Consider the following 21635-nt stretch of genomic DNA (forward strand, 5'->3'; position numbering starts at 1 on the left):
GTTTTTTATTTAAATAATTTATTAACTCTACTGATGTAGAGTTAACGTCAAGTAACTCCAAAATATACATAATGGTTGATTTTAGAGTTACTAGTGCACTGTTTTATCACGATACAGGTGAACTTCAGATACTCTACGCTCCGAAATTACTTTTTCTATAATTTCCTGACGGTTATATTCTACCTTCACTGTTTCACAGTTCCCCCAATGAGTAGGAGCAAAATTTTCATTTGACTCAAATACATCTAGAAGACGATTTAATATCTCTTCTTCGTTAAATGCTACAGTCGGATACATTGCGATTATAAAATAATTCGGTTTCATTTTACTACTCCTTTTATTTGCTTTATCACAGCCAAATAAGTTTAAATCCCTTTCCCACTATTAATCATGTAACTTATTTAAAAACTCCGTAAAATTATTAGCAATATAGAATACATTTTCTCTCGCTACTTCCTCTGCCTCCTTAGCCGTAATCCCTTCGCTTTCCATCAATGTTTTCTTTTCCCATGCCCCCTCATGTTCCCAAAAACGACAATTGGATCTTCTTCATGATTTTTATAATCAAAGCAGATTAAATTTCCTGCTGGATCAAATGCGAATGGCACTAATGCACTCGGTAATGTGTCATTGTAGTCATTGAATACCTCAATAATATTTTCATCATCATCCATATCATAAGTTAGTAATGTATCAAAAACTTTTCTCTTCCCCTCAACTTCAAATACTTCTGGGCTAACATGTGCTCCGTTATTCTTCATTACACATTCTATATAATCTAAAGGAAAATGAATGCCCAACTCCTTTTCCACATTCTTTACATTTTCTCGCAATAAAGGCTTATCTGGTGATCTCCATTCTAATTTACTCATCTCTTGCCCCCACTGAATGTCCTCAAGTCTTTTTTCTCATTTATAATTGTTTGTTCGCACCATAAACATACTTCTATATTTCGATACCTCTTCACATTTCCTATATATCTTTCTACGACTATCTCTCAATCGAATTATAATTCGTTATTTTATTAATCTTCAATATTTTTAATATAGTGCTTCTTACTTGTTTAAACCGCTACTGAATTTTTTCGCATATAATATATCGAATTCAGTTGGTTCTATTTTTTGTTCTACAATATTCCCTTGTTCATCATACTTTTTAAAAGTCATTTCACGTCCCGCAATACATTCAGACTCATGCTTCTTCATTCCGTTTTGAAAAAATTCAACATGGTAGCCTTCAACCGTGCTTCTATTCATATTGCTGATTCTTTTTATATTTCCATCCATATACAACTCCACATACTCTCCTTGTTTAACACCATTTTCTACATAGAAATAACATTCTATATTTCCATTCTCATAAACATCATAAGCTAAGCCAGTAAACAATTTTTCTTTATCATCATCCGCACACTCTACTATTCCTAACCCATAAGGTCCCCCATATTCTAAACACTCTTCAAACTCAAGGCCATTCTGTATTATGTACTCCTTCGTTAACACATCAATTAACATTTTCAATCCTCCTTTACAATATTAGCTAATGGATAAGCTTGTTTGTAAAAGTAAGTTTTTATCGTAATATACTTCTATTTTTATTATGTAATTTCTATATACAATGAGAGATATTTTCTAATATTCGTTTATAACGTATGCTATCCATCATAGGCCTTTAAATGTTCAAAATTCATTTACTTCTCACCATATTTCATATTTGCTTTTTCATACTTCCTTCAAACTTGGCTCCTTCTATCTTTGCTCCCTTCCAAACTGTACCGTCAAGTTTAGCACCAGTGAAATTCGCATCCGTAAAATCCCCATTTAAAAGGATCGCTCCTGTTAAATTTACATTTCCCAAATATGCTTTTTCAAAATTTCCTACTCTAGCCTTTCCCATTAATTCACTCTCACCTTCAACGAACTCATATATTTCTATACAATTTGTATTATTTATCCATTCATATAACTTATCACCAGACACACTTTTCTGTTCAATCCAAACCTCGCATTTACACAGTGCATCTCTTTCAGTAAATTAAAGCAATAGAAACTATCTTTAGTTTTTCTTCTTCTCTTATTTTTTCCCACAACTGTTTGCTAAGTGAACATGTTCATTAAAAATGTTGTTGTTAATTTGTTTTTCATATTTCTTTAATTCTTCATTGATTTTACTGCCAGTTTTACTTTCAAAACTTTTCTCTAATTCTGCTGCTATATCTCTTAGACTTGTTTGTAATTCATGAAATGCCCCTATGTTTTTTTGAAGAGCATATGTATCTTCTTTTATAATGTCTATTGATTTAAACCCTACTTCTGTTTTTAACATCATACGCTGCATTTCTCTTTCAATCTGTTTTTTAGCAGCTTGTAACTCCTCAACTACCTGATCCGCTAAATCTCCTGTAACACTTTCGATTTGCTTTTCTATCTTTTTAATTTCCCCCATAAAATCCATCATATAATTCTCTCCTTATCTAAACTGAAAATTCCCCGCTAATTGATTATCTTTATCCCTAAGTGAATTTGCTGCATCACTAATTTCGTCCCCAAATCTACTTAAACTTTTTTGTTCTTTTCTTAAAAGATGAATTAATTCTTCTGCCATGTGTACATCGTGAAAATAGTCATTCCCACCTTCTTTCGTTTTAGCAATTCGTGAGATGGCTTCATCTATTTCGTATGCTTCTAATAGATTATATTTCCCACCTGGCCCTGTTTCATATTTTAATTGACTTTTCAACTTTTGAACCGCTTCAGCTTCTCTTCTTTGAAACTCTTCTATATTTTTTGCTATATCTGATAATCGATTACTGAGCATTTGAATTTTTTGTGCTTGTCTTATAATATCTTCAGGTTCTAATTTTAATAGGGGACTTCCATTTGAATGAAAGGATCCCATAAATGTATCTCTGCCGTGTCCGTCCATAGTTAAACGTGTAAAAAGTCCTTGTTTTGTATCGTTCTGTCTCACTGTGTATTGCTTACCAATTAGAGGTGCACCGAATTGAGTGTGGTTACCAATCGGGTCATTTTCATGTGTATAATCAGTTGCTTTATTTTCCATTTTCCCTTCATTTACTCGTTTTTTTGCTTCAGGACTTAGTACACCATAGGGATTCGGTGCAGCCCATGTAGTTGCATAACATTCTAATTCTGCAGCGATAAGGTCCGCTTCTGCACCACCTTTACTATGTCCAGTAGTATGAAGAGAAGAAGGGTTATATTTTGCTACGATGTCATTTTTAGCCCATTCTAATCCAGTAAAAAATGATGTTTCAGAATCAGGTTTTATAGTTTGACTGTTACTTGGAGTAATTACTTTAGAATGTGTTTTAATTCCAAACGTAATCTGATCGATATCTGTTTCGAAATCTGCTAATTGCGTAGGCTCTGTTCCACGAAATGCTAGGATTATATCATCATAATGTGTTGCATTTTCTTTGTAATCTTTTTTCGGTACTACTGCAATAGCTTCTAATCCATTTTTTACTTTTTGACAATCTGCATCAATTGATTCTATAACTACCCATTTCTTACCATCGACCCCTTTTATTTCCGCTCCTTTGTGTAAAGAATCATCGTCATAAACGTTACTTGATAACTCGAAATAATCTTCATCTGTCGCAATTGGATTTTTTTTGAATTCACTCATATGTTTCAACTCGTTTCATGGTATATTTTAACTATATTCAAATACAAGGGGATTTTAAATGAAAAAGAAATTGGTAATTATTTTATCCATTATTTGTATTATAGCAGGAGGATATTTTACTATGGAATACTTAAAACAAAAAGAAGAAGAGGAAAAGTTTTGGAAAGTACAAGAAGTACGAGTAGAAAAGTATATTCGTTATAATATTCAGGATGTAAAATCTATCACATTTACAGAACATAAAGTAAATCCAATGGGTATTCCTTATATAAAAGGATATATAAATGATGATAAGGAATTGTGGTTTAATGCTAGTATAAGTACTACAGAAAACTTTGAAGATAAATTCTCGCGTTCTGGAGAACTTGGAAAACTAATAAAAGACCCTGAAAAATCAGTATCTGAAATTGAAAAAGAAGAGAAGGAAAAAAAACAATAGTAGTCTTTGTACTACTATTTTCTTCTTCGTCTCATTTTAAGAAGAATGCATTGGTAAGTTTTTTATAAGGGGATTTTACAATGGAATACTTAAAACAAAAAGAAATTTTTTGGAAGGCACAAAAGGCACGGGTAGAAAAGTATATTCATTACAATATTCAAGATGTTGAATCCATTACATTTAAAGAAGACAGTGTAAGTCCAATGGGTGTTCCTAAATTAAAAGGGTATATAAATAAAGATGAAAATTTATGGTTTGTAGCTCATATTAGTACTACAGAGAATTTTGAAGATGATTTTGGATGTTCTGGAGAACTATACGATAACTATGTTAAAAAACCGAAAAAATCAGTATCCGAAATTGAAGAGGAAGAGAAGAAAAAACAATAGTCTCTGCACTACTCTTGTCTTCCCTATCCCATTTTAAGAAGAATACAGTCGTACATTTTTCATAAGGAGATTTCCAATGAAGAAAGTAATTATTTTGGTCGTATCTGCTTTGTTACTCATGGCAGGTGGGTATTTTACAATGGAATACTTAAAACATAAAGAAAAAAAAGAAATTTTTTGGAAAGCACAAGAGGCATGAGTAACAAAGTATATTCATTATAATGTTAAAAATGTAAAATCTATTACATTTACAAAACAGGATGTAAGTCCTATGGGTGTTCCTAAATTAAAAGGGTATATCAATAAAGATGAAAATTTATGGTTTGTAGCTCATATTAGTACTACAGAGAATTTTGAAGATGATTTTGGATGTTCTGGGGAACTATATGATAACTATGTTAAAAAACCTGAAAGATCCGTATCTGAAATTGAAGAGGAAGAAAAAAGAAAGCCTTCAAATGTTAAAAACTAAGAAATCTTACAAGTAGCTCCGCTAAATAATAAATGTAATTTAAATCATTAAGTATAAAAAAGAGCAAGTTCTCATGTAGGGAATTTGTTCTTTTTTGTCTTCTATAATGGGAGAACTATCTTTTGATAAGGTACCTTCCTTCAACTTTATAATTACATCTATATACTTGATAAATTTAGAATACGGTATCATTTTACTATAATTTGATATTTACCCGTAATTATCCAACACACTAAAGACCTACTGATTTATGTAATGTGGCTGTTATTTCATCATCGTTTAAAATTTCTATGCTTTCCTTCATACATCTAAACTCATTTAATGGTATATTTTAACTATATTCAAATACAAGGGGATTTTAAATGAAAAAGAAATTGGTAATTATTTTATCCATTATTTGTATTATAGCAGGAGGATATTTTACTATGGAATACTTAAAACAAAAAGAAGAAGAGGAAAAGTTTTGGAAAGTACAAGAAGTACGAGTAGAAAAGTATATTCGTTATAATATTCAGGACGTAAAATCTATTACGTTTACAGAGAAGAGTGTAAGTCCTATGGGTGTTCCTAGATTAAAAGGGTATATAAATAATAATAAAGAATTAGATTTCATAGCTCGTATTAGTACTACTGAAAACTTTGAAGACCAATTTACGCGTTCTGGAAAATTAGGAAAACTCATAAAAGATCCTGAAAAATCCGTATCCGAAATTGAAAAGGAAGAGAACGAACAGAAATAAGAATAGTCTTTACCCTATTTTTGTCTTCCCTATCCTTTTTTAAAAAGAATGCAATCGTAAATTTTTCATAAGGAGATTTCCAATGAAGAAAGTATTTATTTTGGTCGTATCTGCTTTGTTGCTCATAGCAGGAGGTTTTTTTACTTTGGAATACTTAAAACATAAAGAACAAGAAGAAAAGTTTTGGAAAATACAAGAAGCAAGAGTAACGAAGTATATTCATTATAATATTAAAGATGTAAAATCGATTACATTTACAAAACAGGATGTAAGTCCAATGGGTGTTCCTAAATTGAAAGGGTATATAAATAAAGATGAAAATTTATGGTTTATAGCTCATATTAGTACTACAAAGAATTTTGAAGATGATTTTGGGCGTTCTGGAGAACTGGGAAAACTTATAAAAGACCCTGAAAAGTCCGTTTCTGAAATTGAAAAGAAAGAAAAGAAAAAAATCCAAGAGTAGTCTTTACGATTACTCTTTTGTTCTCCTATGGCAGTATCAACGATAACATCTTCAATCTTTCCTAAATTATCAAATTCATCCGCTAGTTTTGCTATAGCATATCGATACCCTCTCTCTTCATCTAATAACTCTTCATACGCCTCCCGAATTGCATGAAATAATTCGTTATACTCCCAATCTTTCATACATCCTCCCTCAAAAAAATCCCCACGCTTATGTAAAAATAATCTTTCAACACAAATATGAGGACTTCCTTATTTCATTTCTATACTTTATACATTTTATTCGTTAGAATCTTCGTCTTTCAATTTATATACTCTATCTCTTTTCTCATCACTTTTGACAAAAATAAGCTTTTCTTCTTTAACAAACCCTTCTAATAGTAAGCATACTTGCCCATATGCTTTAGGCTTATTCGTTGTGAATCTTTCATCTGATACTTTACCAGCTCGTATTAATTGTTCGCATAACTCAAGTGCACTTATTTCTTCAGAATTAATTAACTCTAAAATATCCTTTTGTAAGGGCGATAAAGGTACGGGAATCTCAGCTACCTCCACCTTTTCTGGTTTGTTTTCTTCTTCAAATAAATCTTCGAATGAAATTTGATTCATACTTCTTTTCCTTTCTAACGATTGATTTGTATAACATGAACTGAATCCTATAGCGTATGTATTATTATGTATTACTTACTTTTTTCATAAATCTCAAACTCATGTACATCGTTTCATAAAGTATATTTCGATTATACCAAATATACGTTCTGTTTTCTATTGTAGAATTCGTTATAATAGGAATGAAAGTAATAATGTACATTTTCTCGTTGTTAATTGTATACTCTCTGTAAAAAAATAGAAATAAAATTTATAAATTTGTATAATAAAATAGTACGAGTAAAATTTTATTATAGAAAGGTTCTGGTAATATGTTAGGTATTCATGTTGAAAAAACAAAAGATGAACTAATTATTTCATGGCAATTCTCTAAAATTCATATTCCATTATGTGAAATCACTGAGGTAACGGAAGATAATACATATGCTGGTGTTGAAGAAAAAAGCGCAATCCGAATTGGAACAGCATATGGTACAACTGATCGTATTTTAATTAAGACAGTAAAACAAAATTATTTATTATTCACTACTAATAGAGTAACCATTTTAAATAAAATAAAAGCTTAATTGTTTTTCTTACTATATTTAAACGTTAAACACTTTCATTCTATTATAGGAAACGCTACAAAAGGTTCGTTGATTACTCCTGCTCCTAATTCGGAAGCATATGGTGAAACTATATAACACAAACACCCTAGCTCTTCGCTAGGGTGTTCTTAGTTTTATCTATAATACAGTAGTTCTACAATTCTTATTTATTTTTATGAACTCCTTGTAATTGACTAAGAACCTCATTGGCAGTCCTCTCAAATCTTTTAGGGTTATCAGCAATAATTTCATTAAGTAAATTAATTATCGTTAGTTGTATATCATGATTCATTCCTACAAGTACTTTAGCATACTCACTTCTATATAAATCATTATTTAAAATTCTTATGTTTAGTAGCATTGCCCACTCTTTTGCACTCTCAACCATTTTTGGTAAAGCTCTAGGCATCTCTGTTAGATATTTTCCCATTTCAAAATCTTCAATAAAATGAACTAGACCAAACATAACTTCTTCCTCTTGTGTTTCATCCTCAAATACTATACACAACTCTTTAATAAGCTTCTCATCATCACAATCTGCTAAGTTTTCTAATACACTGTCAAACTCTTCACATTCCGATTGATTTTTTAAAAATCTACAACTATATAATCTCTTAACCTCAGATTGATAGTCCATATAAATTTCCCCTTTTAAATGAATTGGATAATTAAATTAATATGATCATTAGTTTTCAACTTTTCTATTACATCAATATATAGCTTCCATCTCAAGTTTATATTTTTAAATATTCAGCAATTTCCACTTCTCCTCTTTCAATAGCAAATTCGTAAGCTCCCATCTCTTTCATAGTATCCCCTGTATACTTTACAGTACTATCAATACCATTCTGAACAAGATACTTTACAATATTAAGATGCCCACCATAAATCGCTGAGAATAGAGGATTTCTATTTGGGTCACTAACATCTAATATTGCACCATTATCAAATCAACTTTTTCAAAATATTGTTTTGGTTGTTTCTCACTTATTTCTTTCAAAATTTTAATAACGTCTTCTTTATTTGTAGTTTTAGCCTTCTTCAATACATTAATAAATGGAATAATAAAATCATCTGAAGTTAGAAGACTTCTATAGAATCTTTTAGCACAATATTTAGCTTGTGGCAAAACAATGCTTATCCCTTCAATCAGTTTACTTAAACCATCTTCAACTCCATTTTTTTCGATTATATAAAAAATCGATTCAATTAAATCACCAACAATCGAAGGTTCATCTATTTCATCATGAAATACACTGCACAAATCAATAATTACTTTATTATCTGCCATTTGCAATATTTCATTTAAGATTTCCTCAAATAGCTCAATACTATCATCTTCATGATCCAGAAAACGTATTCTTTTTAAAATAAATATCTTTTTTTCTAATGACATTTATTTCCCTCCATACTTTGAGTAGAGTTTATTGAAGGGTTTCAAAAAATTTATAGTTTAATAAAAGAATTAACTTCTAGAATACAAATCTATCTTTAGTTATTAATTCAAATAAATTGGTAATTGATTTAACCATTCTTCAAAATTATCCGCTTCCTTAGTTACACAATTCTCTTCATGAAAATAAAAATAAACTCCCGTTTGCTGGCCCTCTTTTGAATGAAGACAAAAGTAATCTCCATTACCTATACTATAAAAAGGGATTAATTCGTTTTTCCAAAAACCTTCTTTCATTTCATAATCATAAATAAATTCAATAGTATCATTTCCGTTCGTCTTACCACTAGAAGCATTTAAAATATCCCCTGGAAATACATATTCAGACATTAGTTCAATAAAGCATTTAAATTCTTTAGGAAATTGACATCCAAATTTTTTCTCCAGTTCCCTCCAATCATTATCTGAAGGGGAATCTAAATCCTCTAATTCTTTATCTAACATACTGTCTAATAAGTTTGCAATTTCATCTTTTTCCACAAACTATCCCCCCTATACTAGAAAAAAGGCTGAATTCTATTTTATTTACAAGTATTCTCTCGATTAAAGTCAAATGCTGCTTCAACGCCATTTTTCATTAATTTTTGTAATCATACATCAAGCCCATTAGTAAAATAACAATGTTTTTTTCTCAACTATTACTTGTATCTAGTTCTATACATATATTCCTTAGTAACATTTCGTTTACCAACCAGCATGTTACTAAGAAAAGACCCTCTTTTGAAAAAACGAATCAAAAGAGAGCCCTTCTTTATGACTATATTTCCTATCCATACCTTCTGTCTAAAAGACTAATTAATTATTATGCATTTCTACGTTTCATAAATAATATTGCTCCAAGAGTTAATAACAAAAGACCGGCTCCGACTGAGAACCACATAAAGGACGTATTTCCACCTGTAGCTGGTAATGTTCCAGCTTTTGACGTTTTTCCTGTTTTAGGTTGTTCTAATTGCGGCTTTTCCTGCTGCGGTTTTCCTAATTTTTCCGCTTTGAACTTCACTGTATGGCCCGCATCTTCAATATCAACGTTGATTGCTACTAAAATATCATCTTGATATAGTTTTTCAAATACTACTACTTCTTTACCTTGTAGTTTAGAAGCATTAAATGTGAAATCAAGTATGATAGAACCATTCTTCTCTTTTGCCGTAAACTTAGATTCTACTGCTACTTCTTTACCATTTACTAGTAAAGGTTTCTTTGTTGCTTTATCCATTAGTTTACCTTTTGCAACATATTCTTTTCCTACGATTAAGTCTTTGTATTCCACTTTATCTTGGATCGTGACAGATTCGTTTGCATACATCTCTTTTCCACCGTCTGCTTTGTTTGTTGCGGTTGTTTTGATTGTTGGTTCTACGAATCGGACTGTTTGCCCTACATCGTTAATGTCAGATTGAATTGCCACTAAAACACCGTCTTCATATACCTCTTCAAACACTACTACTTCTGTTCCTTGTAGTTCTGCACCAACGAAAGGAAAGTCTAGTGTTACAAAACCGTTCTTTTCTTTTGCTGTAAACTTAGTCTCAGCTGTTACTTCCTTTCCATCTATTAATAATGGTTTGTTCATTACTTTGTTCATTAATTTACCTTTTACAACATATTCTTTACCTACAATAAAATCTTTATATTCCACTTTATCTTGGATCGTGATGGAATCTTTTGCATGCATCTCTTTTCCACCGTCTGCTTTGTTTGTCGCTGTTGTCTTGATTGTTGGTTCTACAAATCGAACCGTTTGCCCCACATCGTTAATGTCAGATTGAATTGCCACTAATACACCGTCTTGATATACCTCTTCAAACACTACCACTTCTCTTCCTTGCTGCTCTGCACCAACGAAAGGAAAATCTAATGTTACAAAACCGTTCTTTTCTTTTGCTGTAAACTTAGTCTCTGCTGTTACTTCCTTTCCATCTATTAATAATGGTTTGTTCGTAACTTTGTTCATTAGTTTACCTTTTACAACATATTCTTTCCCTACGATTAAATCTTTGTATTCCACTTTATCTTGAATCGTGATGGAATCTTTTGCATGCATCTCTTTTCCACCATCCGCTTTATTTGTTGCTGTTGTCTTGATTGTTGGTTCTACGAATCGAACCGTTTGCCCTACATCATTAATGTCAGCATGAGTTGCCACTAAAACACCATCTTCATATAGTTCTTCAAACACTACCACTTCTCTTCCTTGCTGCTCTGCACCAACGAAAGGAAAGTCTAATGTTACAAAACCATTCGTTTCTTTTGCAGTAAACTTAGTCTCTGCTGTTACTTCTTTTCCATCAATTAATAATGGCTTATTTATAACTTTGTTCATTAGTTTACCTTTTACAGTGTACTCTTTACCAACAACTAAGTTAGTGTACTCTACTTTGTCTTGGATCGTGATAGACTCCTTTGCATGCATCTCTTTTCCGCCATCAGCTTTGTTTGTAGCTGTTGTTTTCAATGATGGAATCTTTTCAATTTCTGCGCTAGCCTTTGGTAACATTAAGTTAAAGAAAAGAGATATGACAGAGAGTAAAGCTAGAATCCTAATTACATATTTCCTCCCCATATTTACAACCTCCTGTTTGATTTACATTGCAAACATTTAAAATATTCTTACCAAAATACAATTCCATTATAAAACAAATAATTACATACTTTAACATTTTATTTAATTTTTTTAAATTTTGATTATAAGGTTTTACCAATAATTCGTTGTGACATAAAGCGATCAACCACTTGATGATTGTAAGTTTAAAATAAAGCAAAACTTTAGTTAGTTTTCCTCTTGTTACAACAACTAAAGTACTGCCTCCTTAACTTTGCTAGCAAGGAAAAAAAACACTTATAAGATAATCTTTTGGTTTTTATTCTCTATTAATCATGTAATTTATTTAAAAACTCAGTGAAATTATCAGCAATATAAAACAGATTTTCTCTTGCTACTTCCTCTGCTTCTTCTGCCGTGATTCCTTCGCTTTTCATCAATGCTTCTTTTTCCCACGCACCTTCATGTTCCCAAAAGACGACAATTGGATTTTCTTCATGTTCCTTATAATCAAAACAAATTAAATTTCCTGCTGGATCAACCCCAAAAGGAACTACACCATTAGGCAAAGTGGCACGATAATTATAGTAATCGTTTACAATATAATCACTACTCTCCTTATCAAATGAAAGTAATGAACCAAAAACTCTTTCTATTCCTTCAACATCCATACAATATGGCATTACATTAGCACCATGATTTTCCTTTGCACAATCAATATAGTCTTTTGGAAACTTGATTCCCATTAATCCTCCTATTTTTGTAACAAATTCTTCAGTAACCGAGTCATCCGCATACTTCCATTCTATATTTCCCATATAATTCTGCCTCCTATAATCTACTCCCAAATGAAAATCACCTTACAAACGAAAATTTTTACCTCCTATAAAAATTCAAATAGCAACGTCTTGATACCCCACTTCAATTACTTTTTCATTTAGTAAACGTATTCCTAATCCATTCTCTGTATCCCACGTACAATCGAAAGTTATCCCAATATCTCGCTCTTCATGAATATCTCCATATGGGACTACAATTCCAACTAAAGTGATCCTCCTAAGTAATTGGTCAATTGTTTCGATATACGGATAATTTTCATTAAATCCAATATCATACCCTAATTGTTGACGCTCTTGCTTGTAATAGTCTAAAATCGCTTGTAAAAAAACGTGCTGCAGTTGTTCCCAATTTTGCAATAATGAATTATAAGCAGTATATTGTTCTTCATCAAACTTACTGTCTTTTTCACCTTTCACTATCAATGCTATTTCAACTTCTTTTCCACAAAATTCAACGGTAATGTCCTTAATCCATCCATATGTATACTCAATCTCACCAAAAACTGCATCATTTATTATCATTTTTAACTCTCCCTGTTTACTCTCTTGGATCCATATCGATTTCTCTAATCATATGAAAGTTACCCTCTAATATTAACTGTTTTTTCCAGCCACTTCTATACTCAGTATAGTACTATCAATTGCTAATTTTTCAATGAGTTTTTTCGCCTTACCGTATGGAAATCTCTCTACTAATATATAAGGAAGATTTTTTGAACCCTTTAGCAAATCAATTGCGGAAATCTCAAGCCCTAATACGTTCTTTATTCTTATTAAACCTTTCAAACCTTCACTAGGAGTTTTCACTAACACTATATTACAAATATCAGATGACTTATGTATTGTTTTCTGTTCTATTTCACTTACACAACCACTATTCACCCATTTTTTAAAATCAGTGGTAATTACAGTAGCATGGCTTGGATTCATGTCCCCAGAATCAATTACTACCACCTCTTTTCCCTCTGCATGTTGAGCCATTAAAAATACGTTACCCCCACCGTCATCACCAATTGAGACATACCCCCTTGCATACTCATCTACTTCCCAAACCTCGTTCCTTTCTGCAATATGCTCCGTACCATAAATAAGTAACCCACCACCGATTGAAAAGCCATTTGTACATCTCAATAATTCCTTATATACATTAGGTAATGTAACATTCATGCGATTTTCTACTGCTTGAATTTCAATATCACTCGCTGCTGACTTTTCTATCAAATCTGGAATATTAAATAAATTAATCATTTAATAATCCCTCCTAAACTATTAAGATATTTAAACGTATCGCCTGTCCTCTCTCTATAATCGTTTCGCAATAGATTTCATGAAATTCATAAAGTATGTCGGTATGTAAGCCTTCATTTTTCATTTGGTAAGTAGACAATCATTTTCCCTTTCATGTACTCACCTTTCCATCCACAAGGCCATCCTCCCATTTTATACACTTTAAATACCTTTTCATAAAAATTATCCACTTTTCCATTTACTAAACGATTTAGTGCACACATCTCAAGGTCTCTTTCTACTTCTTCAAGAATATTTATATGATCAATAGAAATAAAGTCTAATCAAAAACAACTCTTAATCCTAGGTTTTACAATAAATAAAAAGAATCCATTTTGAAAAAAAGATTGATCAAAATGGATTCTTCTTCAGCAGATTTTTTGTTTCGGCTTTATAAAAAATCCAAGCATTTTCTGCCTGTATTGCTCCATTCATCGTGCTTGATTATTCTCTTAAAAGTGAAGAGTTTCTATTAAACTTTTTTAATATACTCATACACTTCTTTAGGCTTTATATTAAGCATGTGAGCAATCTCCGTTATTTTCTTTCCTTCTTCCTTCATCTTTTTTACTTTTATCTCCATTGTTTGCTCATATTCTTCTGCAATATCAAATAATGGACTTAATAAAGAGTGCCATATTTCAAAATCAGTAAATTTATTTCTTTCCAAAAACTCATTTAGCAATATTTCCAATTCTTTAGTTTGTATCATTATTTTACCTTCTAACACTTGTTTCTCAGTTAGAAAATCACCTATATCTTTCATAAAATTAATAAATGATTCCATGGAATCTGCAAGAAAATCGCCACCACTCCAACTGTCCATTCCGTGCATGAGTGAAGATATAGGGTATCTTTCCTCACTTAAATCAATAATAATTGGATCTCCACACATAGTTTCATATGCAATAACAATCCAATTTGCGTCCCAAGTATCTTCCTCATCGGTTACAAGGGAGTTTCCATCGGTGTCAATGCTGTATCCTACTTGAAATTCATCTAATTGCTCAAAAGAACATACATCAAAATTTACATACTCTCTAATTTTTTTATGTTCTAAGTTAATAAGTTCTAAATTTCTCTTTATCTCTACTTTTTGATGATAAGAATTAAATTGTATCATTGTCATTTTTACTCCATCCCTATTATTACATTAAACTTCTAATCTTCATAAATTACCGATCCCATATACTTCAGGTTTCCACCATCCAGTTTTGCTTCTTCAACAAGTTCTTCATACTCAAAATCATATAACCTAATGACAGTATTGTATTGTTCTTCTAAATTTTCACCATAAAAGTCTATCAGTTCACTTATGATTGATTCAGAATACGAAGCATTCTGTAGTAATTCAGGCAAAGAAGATGTAACATGTTCATTATATGTACATTCTAATAAGTCTTGGTTATACTCAATGAAATCTATTTGAAAATCAGTCATAAAACGCGAAGGAATTCTGTTCCCCTCATTATCATATTTTATTTCTACATACTTTCTTAACACCATTTTGCTAGTACCATTTCCAAACCAAAGAGAAACAGCTCCTGGACTTTCCATATTAATCCTCCTTTCCAATTTTTCTATGTTCTAATGGTAATAAATCAGGCATACTGTTTCAGATATAATGTAATCAGCTTCTTAAATTCTTTTTACGCAGCTAAACATTTAACTTTTTAAAACTTTCAGATACTTAGTATTCTTCGGATTCCCAAAACATCTACCTTCTGATTTTTTATTGGCAATACTAAAAAATTCTTTTGCGGTTTCTAAATCACCTAGTTCAAAAGAAACTTTTCCTGCAATAAATTCCTTATCACCGGAATCTATACGCGCAAATCCAGTTAAAAATATTTTATCTGCCCACTCCTTTGCTTTTTTTAAATCATTTACCATAAAACAAGTAGAGATAACATCCTTAGCTAAATGGTAACTTTCTTCACAATAAATACCTTTAGGATTAGGTATTATATCCCATGCCTCTTCTAGTAACACAATAGAATCATTATAGTTACCATTATGAAATTGTTCATTGCTTTTTTCCAAAAGACTTTCAAATTCTTCTTTTATAGGTGATTGTAAAATAGCCATATTTACCCTCCTCAAATCATATCCTTAATCAATTCAAAATACTTATCATCCTCCTTAAAAAAGAGTTTATAGCCGTCTAAAATGTAAGCTCTTAACAGATACTCCTTAGCTTTATCAAGCTCCCCACACTCGAATATACTCTCTCCAAGTCTCAGTAAAATAAATGGATTTGCAATACCATCCGGACAGTTTAGCGCATTATATAAATTACTTTTTGCTTTCTCATACTCACGATTTAAAAAATAAGTATCTCCTAATGCTGTATAAATCCATGTACTTGTTTCCCAATCGGTCTTCGGCAACGGAACCAAATCCAGAGCAGCAATATAGCTCTCTATTGCTTTATCATCTTTTCCTTTTTCAACAAAAGCATCTCCTTCGTTACATAATCTCACAATTTGGTCATACACTTGATCGTTGAGTTCCAATATAAATCCTCCCAATAATTATTTATTTGGTGGCAAGTAATTTTCATTTAACTTTGTACCTGCGAATCGATTTAAACTATCATGATCTAATACATAATTATTGGAGTCTAACATCCATTCTCTAACCTTTGGGGACTCCGCTCCATAATATCTACCTGTATGTACTATTCCACCATGAAACTGAATCAGTTAAATGAGCCATATCTGCTTGATCTAGAGGATACCATTTATTATCACTTGCCATAAATTCTATTTCAGCATCACGTTTTGTATGGATTTTCGATGAAATTGAATTTCCCATTCTTTCCATTTACTTCTCTACCCGTATTGGAGCCTTTCCCAGGCATATTCCTCATTAGGTCGATGCCTTTTTCCATTTGCATCTTGATTGATAATAGCCTTTAGGTACATTACCCGTACCCTATGTTGTAATCTTAAAATAAAAAGCACTTGTTGTCTTTAGCTGACAATCAAGTACTCAAAGTTCATCTCTTTTAAATAGCATTAATTTTGTAAGTTTTAGAGTACTATGGCACCTTTTATATGTATTGACAACTACTACGTAAAAACTTACGAGTTTATTGGTTTCATGCCCATTCCATGTGTTGATATTCACCACTATGTAAAATTTCATTTTGCCTAAGCTCGTACTTTGTTTTCTATTCTATCATCGCACATTGTACTCCATGATGGTACTACCTTCATGGGCTCTGAATTTCAGCATATCATCATTCATGTTGTCCAAAGTAAATATCCATAAAAAACAAATCATTAATTCATAATTTAAAAATATTCTTGTTCAATTTCGCAAATAACTACTCGAAATAAAGGTTATAATTTATCTCAACCTTACTAAGACCATCTAGTACTTTCTCTACCCTATTAGTCAAGTCTGCTATTTCTTCATGTGTCAGTTCGTTTGTAACATCTAAATCTTTAAACATACTTAATCTCTTTGTTATCCCTTCGACATACCCAATAAAGACCTTATTTTTGGATAACCATATTTCACCTACAGCAGTATCAACAATAAAGTCTTCTACCTTTCCAAGATTTATATATTCATTAACAGTTCTTGCTATTGCATAATCATGTCCCCTATTTAATTTTAAATAATTATTATAGTCTTCGTTAATCACCTCAAATATTTCATTATATTCCCAGTCTTCCATGATATCACTCCTCTTTTATAGTTTAAGTCTTTCATCGTTATTGCGAATAACTTCCAATTCAATATTCTTATATTTATTAGCAAATTCAGCTATTACTTTGCTACAACTATCACATGTATCTAGTTATCTAAATGATATAATTTTACCAGTAATATTTACAGCATACCCCAGTTTTAAAGCAATTTCATTCAAAAACATATACTCAATCTTACAATTTTTTATATCTGTTAAAAAACCAGCATCCATGGTCAATGGATACTGGCATAATATTCTTACGTATCAAACATATTATAACAAGTAAATGTAATACCTCTAGTCTTGTTCTTTTAACCCAATGTTTTCTCTTTTAATATCAAGTACATCTGAAACACCACATTCATCAAATTTTCCTATTAAATATTCATGTCCTTTTTGTAAAGCTTTGATTCTTTCTTCTGTATAAATAGGTATTAAAGTATAAAAATTAATCATTCTATTTTCTGAATCTACAAAACTTCTTACCTCTTTAGATCTACCGATTAAAATACATGATAATTCTGTATTAGAAGCAAATGGCATTGGAGGTTCTCCATTTGGAAGAATGACCCCTTCCTCTAACCAACCATCATATTTATGAGGTATGTGAGCAGCCATTCTCAACCACTTCAAAGGCCAATAATTATCTTTGTACGTCAATTCTGTTTTGTTTATTGGCCAATTTGCAGGCAACTTTAATACTAATTCAGCATACTTAAATCCCTTACTGTCTTCCGAATCATCCATTGCAAAATCACTCATCCCAGTAGTCACAAGAGTTATAAAATCATGTTTTTTTGATGGCAATATAATTTGAATATCAATTGATACCTTACTACCGGGTATGATTTCACTGATAGTATCCTCAATGGGGCCGAATTGTTCTGTTATATAATCTAAAATCTCAGTTTTTTCATTTTCCCCAGTATCTTTATATGCCCCTTTTTTAGTAGCATCCAATAAATTCGCTATTTCTATTTGCCCTTGTTCATGTGCAAATGCTAACGCATTCATATTTTTCATATATTCTCCCGTGTACTTAACGTGAATGTCAATTCCATTTTCAATCAGAAGTTTTACAATATCTATATATCCACCCTGAATAGCACCAAACAAAGGATTCCTTTCCGGTTCACTCGTATCCATTTCAGCTCCACAAGTCAATAGATACCTAACAATTTCAAACTGTCCTTTTGAAGCCGCTTGGTTAAGTGCCCCACCACCATATACATCACCGCGCTTATTTATATCAGCACCTAATTCTATAAGTCGCTTGACTATTTCAAGCTTTCCATGTGTGGCTGCAACATGAAGAAAAGTTCCAAACGGTCTCATCGACATATTCAAGAGCTCAGTATCTGAACCAATTAACTCAACTACACCTTTAACATTATTTTGCTTAATGGCTGTACGAATTTCTTTAGCTAGTTGAATATTTTGCATATTAATCCCCTTATCTCAACTTCTTTTTTTCTCCGTAAAGATGCCGATAATTTTTTATAGCGTTATTCAAATTAACTCGTAATGGTACTACATTTTAAAGTTCAATGTATCCACACCCAAAACACTATTCTTTATGCTGCTCTTTTAGCATTTCCATTCCGTACAAAAATCTCTTAATAGAATCCTCGTTCTTCAATAATTTACTTAAGTATAGTAACACATCAAACTCTTCAGGATCTGCATCATAATAGATCATTCCTGGATCAATAAAAGGCTCGTAAACTATATGGCAGATATTTCGGCCTGCTATTATTACACTAAAACATCTTTCAAATTTGGAAATATACCTATTTACACAAATTAAATTACCTATCAATGTTTCAAATGAAAGTTCATTATAGAAAAAATATAATTTGTTATTTTTAATATATATACCAACTACCTGTCCATCTTCACTAAATCCTCCAACACCTTGTCTAACCAACTCTACCTTGTTCTTTTCTACTATTGAATATCCGCTAGTTTCTAACATGATATATGTTCCTACCTTGGAGTAATTATTCATTATTATCATAAATTGCCTCTCCTCATGCTTTCATTCTAATAGTATATGTATTACATCATCTTTTTACATTGATTATTAAACTAATATATAAATGCTAGTTTAAATGTACACATTAACACTTGAATAAGCATGTACATTTTCAACAGGATTCTACATACTGACTTTGAGGTGGTTAGTGTGTATATCAAACTAGATATTCCAACGGAATTTACAATTAAAAGTCTTACAGACTTGTCTAATTTTAAAAATTTAATGGAGAACTTAAAGATGAAAATAAATAAAAGTCAACTAGCGCGAGAATTGAAGGTTGATCGACGTACCATTGATAAATACATGAATGGCTTTATACCAAAAGGAACCAAAAATAGAACATCAAAAATCGATGCCTATTATGAAGTGATTGTAGATCTTTTATCAGATGAATCTAAACAAACTTTTTACTATATGCGGGTTCTATGGCAATATCTAACGGATAATCATGGTTTGCAATGTTCCCAGTCTACTTTTCGTGCCTATATCAATAGGAAACCTGAATTCAAAAAATATTTTAAGGATGGTAAACGTATTGCTTCAAACTTACCAGGAAAGGTTCGTTATGAAACACCTCCTGCTGAACAAGCGCAATTAGATTGGAAAGAAAGCATAAAGTTTGAAACGAAAGATGGTGAAACGATATTTGTAAATGTGGCTGTACTTCTACTATCTTATTCACGCTTTAGAGTTTTCCACTTGAATATTTCAAAATCCCAAAGTGTATTACTGTCATTTATGACAGAGGCATTTGAAGCGTTTGGTGGCGTACCGAAGGTAATCGTTACAGATAATATGAAAACTGTAATGGATGAGGCTCGAACAGAACATTTTTCAGGAACAATTAATAATAAGTTTGCACAATTTGCCCAGGATTTCGGATTTAAGGTACAACCTTGTATTGCAGGACGTCCAAATACAAAAGGAAAAATAGAAGCTCCAATGAAACTTCTAGATGAAATTCATGCTTATCAAGGCAAGTTTACTTTTGAAGAATTGCATGAATTTGTACAAAGGTTATGTAAAAGAATTAATCAAACGTTTCATCAGGGAACTGGTAAGATTCCGGTGTTTGCCTTAAAACAAGAAAAGAATCTCTTACAGCCACTCCCTACGAGTACAATAAGAGATTCCTATAAGATTAAACATAAGCTTGTAAAAGTAAATGCGTCAGGAATGATATCTTACAAATCAAATCAATACTCAGTGCCAGCTGAGTATCAAGGTAAGACCGTTGGTCTACAAGTCTATGATAATCAAATATATGTTTATCATAACATGAAGTTAATTGTACAACATAAAATCAGTCAATCTAAGCTTAATTATAAAGAAGAACATTATAAAAACGCATTGGCTAAGTCACTACCAAAATATCCGAACATTGACAATTTGGCGAAACAAAATTTATCAGTAATTGGTGAGGTATATAGAAATGAAGAATAGCTATCAACAGTTAACCACAAACCTAGAGTATTTAAAATTAAAACAAATGACACAACATTTAGGGGAAGTCGTTGATTTTAGTATTAATAATCAATTGTCATTCGTGGAAGCACTGGTTAAGCTGACAAACTATGAAATTGATGTAAGAGAACAAAATATGATTCACTCTATGGTAAAAATGGGCGCATTCCCTCATAGAAAGGAGATTGATGCATTTGATTTTGAATTCCAGCCAAGTATTAATAAACAACAAATCTTAGATTTTATTTCTCTACGTTTCCTAGAACAACAAGAAAACATAGTATTTTTAGGACCTAGTGGTGTTGGTAAAACCCATTTAGCGACATCGGTAGGTATAGCAGCAGCTAAAAAACGAACAAGCACTTATTTTATTAAGTGTCATGATTTACTTCAAAATTTGAAGCGTGCAAAGCTTGAGAATCGTCTAGAATCAAGATTAAAACACTACACAAAGTATAAATTGCTTATCATCGATGAAATTGGGTATTTACCAATTGATCCGGAGGATGCAAAATTATTTTTCCAACTCATTGATATGCGTTATGAAAAACGTAGTACGATTTTAACTACAAATGTAAATTTCAAATCATGGGATGAAATCTTTCAGGACCCTAAAATAGCTAATGCCATACTAGATCGTGTATTACATCACGCTACCGTTGTTAGCATTGTAGGACAATCATACCGAATTAAAGATCATTTCAGTAAAGAAAACGATTAAATTTGTACATGCTTAAACAAGTGAAAATGTACATGATCATCTTGACATTTACACTAATATGAATTTGTATTAATCTACTATAAGTTTTAATATGCTCAATCCAGTACTAGTACAATCCACTGTACTCAAACTTTCTTCCCTTCATGAATGTCCAAATATTTCTTTTTGAAATTAGATTTAGGTATGAGGTTAAATTGTATATTCCCATATTGTCATTCATACGAATT

Annotated in this window: 26 protein-coding genes and 8 pseudogenes; 8 read left to right on the top strand and 26 right to left on the bottom strand. The window is 31.5% G+C overall.

What is annotated here, in order from left to right; genetic code table 11:
- Nucleotides 1-93 precede the first annotated feature (93 nt).
- The 6 genes and pseudogenes from QCI41_RS06470 to QCI41_RS06495 form a co-directional block, all read right to left on the bottom strand.
- Nucleotides 94-324, bottom strand: a pseudogene (locus QCI41_RS06470) (hypothetical protein); the annotation flags it as partial.
- A 60-nt stretch (nt 325-384) separates the two neighbouring features.
- Nucleotides 385-872, bottom strand: a pseudogene (locus tag QCI41_RS06475) (SMI1/KNR4 family protein).
- 183 nt (nt 873-1055) lie between these two features.
- Nucleotides 1056-1514: a toxin-antitoxin system YwqK family antitoxin gene (locus QCI41_RS06480; protein WP_353837896.1), complete on the bottom strand. Its 459-nt coding sequence runs from the start codon at nt 1512-1514 to the stop codon at nt 1056-1058.
- Between the two features lie 193 nt (nt 1515-1707).
- Nucleotides 1708-1878, bottom strand: a pseudogene (locus tag QCI41_RS06485) (pentapeptide repeat-containing protein); the annotation flags it as partial.
- Between the two features lie 195 nt (nt 1879-2073).
- Nucleotides 2074-2457 (bottom strand): hypothetical protein, encoded by a 384-nt coding sequence (locus QCI41_RS06490; RefSeq protein ID WP_000968638.1) that lies wholly within the window; start codon nt 2455-2457, stop codon nt 2074-2076.
- 12 nt (nt 2458-2469) lie between these two features.
- Nucleotides 2470-3651 carry a cytoplasmic protein gene (locus tag QCI41_RS06495; protein WP_353837895.1) on the bottom strand — a complete coding sequence of 394 codons (1182 nt, stop codon included), beginning with the start codon at nt 3649-3651 and terminating at the stop codon, nt 2470-2472.
- 58 nt (nt 3652-3709) lie between these two features.
- Here QCI41_RS06495 and QCI41_RS06500 point away from each other — a divergent pair, with 58 nt between their 5' ends.
- From QCI41_RS06500 to QCI41_RS06520, 5 genes and pseudogenes are all read left to right on the top strand, one after another.
- A complete protein-coding gene (locus tag QCI41_RS06500; RefSeq protein WP_353837894.1) occupies nt 3710-4090 on the top strand; it encodes a DUF1433 domain-containing protein in 381 nt (126 codons plus the stop codon).
- Nucleotides 4091-4170: 80 nt separating this feature from the next.
- Nucleotides 4171-4479: a DUF1433 domain-containing protein gene (locus QCI41_RS06505; RefSeq protein ID WP_353837893.1), complete on the top strand. Its 309-nt coding sequence runs from the start codon at nt 4171-4173 to the stop codon at nt 4477-4479.
- 76 nt (nt 4480-4555) lie between these two features.
- Nucleotides 4556-4951 (top strand): annotated as a pseudogene (locus QCI41_RS06510) (DUF1433 domain-containing protein).
- A gap of 362 nt (nt 4952-5313) precedes the next feature.
- Entirely contained in the window at nt 5314-5691 is a 378-nt protein-coding gene (locus tag QCI41_RS06515) for a DUF1433 domain-containing protein (protein ID WP_353837892.1), read from the top strand.
- A gap of 82 nt (nt 5692-5773) precedes the next feature.
- The gene (locus tag QCI41_RS06520; RefSeq protein ID WP_353837891.1) at nt 5774-6157 is read left to right on the top strand and encodes a DUF1433 domain-containing protein; all 384 of its coding nucleotides are present in this window, start codon (nt 5774-5776) and stop codon (nt 6155-6157) included.
- A gap of 20 nt (nt 6158-6177) precedes the next feature.
- Here the strand turns inward: QCI41_RS06520 and QCI41_RS06525 are convergent.
- Together QCI41_RS06525 and QCI41_RS06530 are read right to left on the bottom strand one after the other, a co-directional pair.
- A pseudogene (locus tag QCI41_RS06525) lies at nt 6178-6342 on the bottom strand (Imm3 family immunity protein); the annotation flags it as partial.
- A gap of 96 nt (nt 6343-6438) precedes the next feature.
- Nucleotides 6439-6771 carry a DUF3895 domain-containing protein gene (locus QCI41_RS06530; protein ID WP_353837890.1) on the bottom strand — a complete coding sequence of 111 codons (333 nt, stop codon included), beginning with the start codon at nt 6769-6771 and terminating at the stop codon, nt 6439-6441.
- Between the two features lie 311 nt (nt 6772-7082).
- On the opposite strand from QCI41_RS06530, the gene QCI41_RS06535 reads away from it, so the two are divergent.
- Nucleotides 7083-7337 (top strand): SunI/YnzG family protein, encoded by a 255-nt coding sequence (locus QCI41_RS06535; RefSeq protein ID WP_000900620.1) that lies wholly within the window; start codon nt 7083-7085, stop codon nt 7335-7337.
- A gap of 184 nt (nt 7338-7521) precedes the next feature.
- On the opposite strand, the gene QCI41_RS06540 is transcribed toward QCI41_RS06535, so the two are convergent.
- The 18 genes and pseudogenes from QCI41_RS06540 to QCI41_RS06625 form a co-directional block, all read right to left on the bottom strand.
- A complete protein-coding gene (locus QCI41_RS06540; protein WP_098069143.1) occupies nt 7522-7995 on the bottom strand; it encodes an Imm30 family immunity protein in 474 nt (157 codons plus the stop codon).
- Nucleotides 7996-8092: 97 nt separating this feature from the next.
- A pseudogene (locus tag QCI41_RS06545) lies at nt 8093-8308 on the bottom strand (ankyrin repeat domain-containing protein); the annotation flags it as partial.
- Nucleotides 8287-8754, bottom strand: coding sequence for an Imm30 family immunity protein (locus QCI41_RS06550; protein ID WP_353837889.1), 468 nt, complete (start codon nt 8752-8754; stop codon nt 8287-8289). The gene QCI41_RS06550 and the pseudogene QCI41_RS06545, both read right to left, overlap by 22 nt.
- 102 nt (nt 8755-8856) lie before the next feature.
- Entirely contained in the window at nt 8857-9291 is a 435-nt protein-coding gene (locus QCI41_RS06555) for an SMI1/KNR4 family protein (protein WP_353837888.1), read from the bottom strand.
- A gap of 322 nt (nt 9292-9613) precedes the next feature.
- Nucleotides 9614-11377: a VaFE repeat-containing surface-anchored protein gene (locus tag QCI41_RS06560; protein ID WP_353837887.1), complete on the bottom strand. Its 1764-nt coding sequence runs from the start codon at nt 11375-11377 to the stop codon at nt 9614-9616.
- Nucleotides 11378-11685: 308 nt separating this feature from the next.
- Complete coding sequence (locus QCI41_RS06565; RefSeq protein ID WP_353837886.1) at nt 11686-12174, bottom strand: SMI1/KNR4 family protein; 489 nt, start codon at nt 12172-12174, stop codon at nt 11686-11688.
- A gap of 75 nt (nt 12175-12249) precedes the next feature.
- On the bottom strand, nt 12250-12717 hold the full coding sequence (locus QCI41_RS06570; RefSeq protein WP_353837885.1) for a DUF2004 domain-containing protein: 468 nt from the start codon (nt 12715-12717) through the stop codon (nt 12250-12252).
- 72 nt (nt 12718-12789) lie between these two features.
- Nucleotides 12790-13443 (bottom strand): SMI1/KNR4 family protein, encoded by a 654-nt coding sequence (locus QCI41_RS06575; RefSeq protein ID WP_353837884.1) that lies wholly within the window; start codon nt 13441-13443, stop codon nt 12790-12792.
- 113 nt (nt 13444-13556) lie between these two features.
- A pseudogene (locus QCI41_RS06580) lies at nt 13557-13760 on the bottom strand (cytoplasmic protein); the annotation flags it as partial.
- 194 nt (nt 13761-13954) lie between these two features.
- Complete coding sequence (locus QCI41_RS06585) at nt 13955-14611, bottom strand: SMI1/KNR4 family protein (protein ID WP_353837883.1); 657 nt, start codon at nt 14609-14611, stop codon at nt 13955-13957.
- A 32-nt stretch (nt 14612-14643) separates the two neighbouring features.
- Complete coding sequence (locus tag QCI41_RS06590) at nt 14644-15039, bottom strand: immunity 22 family protein (RefSeq protein WP_353837882.1); 396 nt, start codon at nt 15037-15039, stop codon at nt 14644-14646.
- A gap of 108 nt (nt 15040-15147) precedes the next feature.
- On the bottom strand, nt 15148-15570 hold the full coding sequence (locus tag QCI41_RS06595) for a hypothetical protein (RefSeq protein ID WP_283793120.1): 423 nt from the start codon (nt 15568-15570) through the stop codon (nt 15148-15150).
- A gap of 11 nt (nt 15571-15581) precedes the next feature.
- Nucleotides 15582-15998 (bottom strand): tetratricopeptide repeat protein, encoded by a 417-nt coding sequence (locus QCI41_RS06600; protein WP_353837881.1) that lies wholly within the window; start codon nt 15996-15998, stop codon nt 15582-15584.
- Between the two features lie 151 nt (nt 15999-16149).
- Nucleotides 16150-16308, bottom strand: coding sequence for a hypothetical protein (locus tag QCI41_RS06605; protein ID WP_353837880.1), 159 nt, complete (start codon nt 16306-16308; stop codon nt 16150-16152).
- Between the two features lie 505 nt (nt 16309-16813).
- A complete protein-coding gene (locus tag QCI41_RS06610) occupies nt 16814-17170 on the bottom strand; it encodes an Imm3 family immunity protein (protein ID WP_353837879.1) in 357 nt (118 codons plus the stop codon).
- Between the two features lie 15 nt (nt 17171-17185).
- Nucleotides 17186-17281: pseudogene (locus QCI41_RS06615) on the bottom strand (deaminase domain-containing protein); the annotation flags it as partial.
- Between the two features lie 201 nt (nt 17282-17482).
- Nucleotides 17483-18628, bottom strand: coding sequence for a suppressor of fused domain protein (locus QCI41_RS06620; protein WP_353837878.1), 1146 nt, complete (start codon nt 18626-18628; stop codon nt 17483-17485).
- Between the two features lie 124 nt (nt 18629-18752).
- Entirely contained in the window at nt 18753-19202 is a 450-nt protein-coding gene (locus QCI41_RS06625; protein WP_353837877.1) for a hypothetical protein, read from the bottom strand.
- Between the two features lie 168 nt (nt 19203-19370).
- Between QCI41_RS06625 and istA the strand changes: the two genes are divergently transcribed.
- Nucleotides 19371-20666, top strand: coding sequence for an IS21 family transposase (gene istA, locus QCI41_RS06630; protein ID WP_353836570.1), 1296 nt, complete (start codon nt 19371-19373; stop codon nt 20664-20666).
- Nucleotides 20656-21408 (top strand): IS21-like element IS232 family helper ATPase IstB, encoded by a 753-nt coding sequence (gene istB, locus QCI41_RS06635; RefSeq protein WP_098866930.1) that lies wholly within the window; start codon nt 20656-20658, stop codon nt 21406-21408. Before istA ends, istB begins: the two co-directional genes overlap by 11 nt.
- The last annotated feature ends 227 nt before the right edge of the window (nt 21409-21635 follow it).

Origin of the sequence: Bacillus cereus group sp. MG4 (assembly GCF_040460055.1) — a bacterium.
GTDB classification, from domain to species: domain Bacteria; phylum Bacillota; class Bacilli; order Bacillales; family Bacillaceae_G; genus Bacillus_A; species Bacillus_A wiedmannii.

What these genes read in the sequence shown, in the direction of transcription:
- QCI41_RS06480 (WP_353837896.1), bottom strand. Translation starts at nt 1,514, where the DNA reads ATGTTAATTGATGTGTTAACGAAGGAGTACATAATACAGAATGGCCTT.
- QCI41_RS06490 (WP_000968638.1), bottom strand. Translation starts at nt 2,457, where the DNA reads ATGATGGATTTTATGGGGGAAATTAAAAAGATAGAAAAGCAAATCGAA.
- QCI41_RS06495 (WP_353837895.1), bottom strand. Translation starts at nt 3,651, where the DNA reads ATGAGTGAATTCAAAAAAAATCCAATTGCGACAGATGAAGATTATTTC.
- QCI41_RS06500 (WP_353837894.1), top strand. Translation starts at nt 3,710, where the DNA reads ATGAAAAAGAAATTGGTAATTATTTTATCCATTATTTGTATTATAGCA.
- QCI41_RS06505 (WP_353837893.1), top strand. Translation starts at nt 4,171, where the DNA reads ATGGAATACTTAAAACAAAAAGAAATTTTTTGGAAGGCACAAAAGGCA.
- QCI41_RS06515 (WP_353837892.1), top strand. Translation starts at nt 5,314, where the DNA reads ATGAAAAAGAAATTGGTAATTATTTTATCCATTATTTGTATTATAGCA.
- QCI41_RS06520 (WP_353837891.1), top strand. Translation starts at nt 5,774, where the DNA reads ATGAAGAAAGTATTTATTTTGGTCGTATCTGCTTTGTTGCTCATAGCA.
- QCI41_RS06530 (WP_353837890.1), bottom strand. Translation starts at nt 6,771, where the DNA reads ATGAATCAAATTTCATTCGAAGATTTATTTGAAGAAGAAAACAAACCA.
- QCI41_RS06535 (WP_000900620.1), top strand. Translation starts at nt 7,083, where the DNA reads ATGTTAGGTATTCATGTTGAAAAAACAAAAGATGAACTAATTATTTCA.
- QCI41_RS06540 (WP_098069143.1), bottom strand. Translation starts at nt 7,995, where the DNA reads ATGGACTATCAATCTGAGGTTAAGAGATTATATAGTTGTAGATTTTTA.
- QCI41_RS06550 (WP_353837889.1), bottom strand. Translation starts at nt 8,754, where the DNA reads ATGTCATTAGAAAAAAAGATATTTATTTTAAAAAGAATACGTTTTCTG.
- QCI41_RS06560 (WP_353837887.1), bottom strand. Translation starts at nt 11,377, where the DNA reads ATGGGGAGGAAATATGTAATTAGGATTCTAGCTTTACTCTCTGTCATA.
- QCI41_RS06565 (WP_353837886.1), bottom strand. Translation starts at nt 12,174, where the DNA reads ATGGGAAATATAGAATGGAAGTATGCGGATGACTCGGTTACTGAAGAA.
- QCI41_RS06570 (WP_353837885.1), bottom strand. Translation starts at nt 12,717, where the DNA reads ATGATAATAAATGATGCAGTTTTTGGTGAGATTGAGTATACATATGGA.
- QCI41_RS06575 (WP_353837884.1), bottom strand. Translation starts at nt 13,443, where the DNA reads ATGATTAATTTATTTAATATTCCAGATTTGATAGAAAAGTCAGCAGCG.
- QCI41_RS06585 (WP_353837883.1), bottom strand. Translation starts at nt 14,611, where the DNA reads ATGACAATGATACAATTTAATTCTTATCATCAAAAAGTAGAGATAAAG.
- QCI41_RS06590 (WP_353837882.1), bottom strand. Translation starts at nt 15,039, where the DNA reads ATGGAAAGTCCAGGAGCTGTTTCTCTTTGGTTTGGAAATGGTACTAGC.
- QCI41_RS06595 (WP_283793120.1), bottom strand. Translation starts at nt 15,570, where the DNA reads ATGGCTATTTTACAATCACCTATAAAAGAAGAATTTGAAAGTCTTTTG.
- QCI41_RS06605 (WP_353837880.1), bottom strand. Translation starts at nt 16,308, where the DNA reads ATGGAAAGAATGGGAAATTCAATTTCATCGAAAATCCATACAAAACGT.
- QCI41_RS06610 (WP_353837879.1), bottom strand. Translation starts at nt 17,170, where the DNA reads ATGGAAGACTGGGAATATAATGAAATATTTGAGGTGATTAACGAAGAC.
- QCI41_RS06620 (WP_353837878.1), bottom strand. Translation starts at nt 18,628, where the DNA reads ATGCAAAATATTCAACTAGCTAAAGAAATTCGTACAGCCATTAAGCAA.
- QCI41_RS06625 (WP_353837877.1), bottom strand. Translation starts at nt 19,202, where the DNA reads ATGATAATAATGAATAATTACTCCAAGGTAGGAACATATATCATGTTA.
- istB (WP_098866930.1), top strand. Translation starts at nt 20,656, where the DNA reads ATGAAGAATAGCTATCAACAGTTAACCACAAACCTAGAGTATTTAAAA.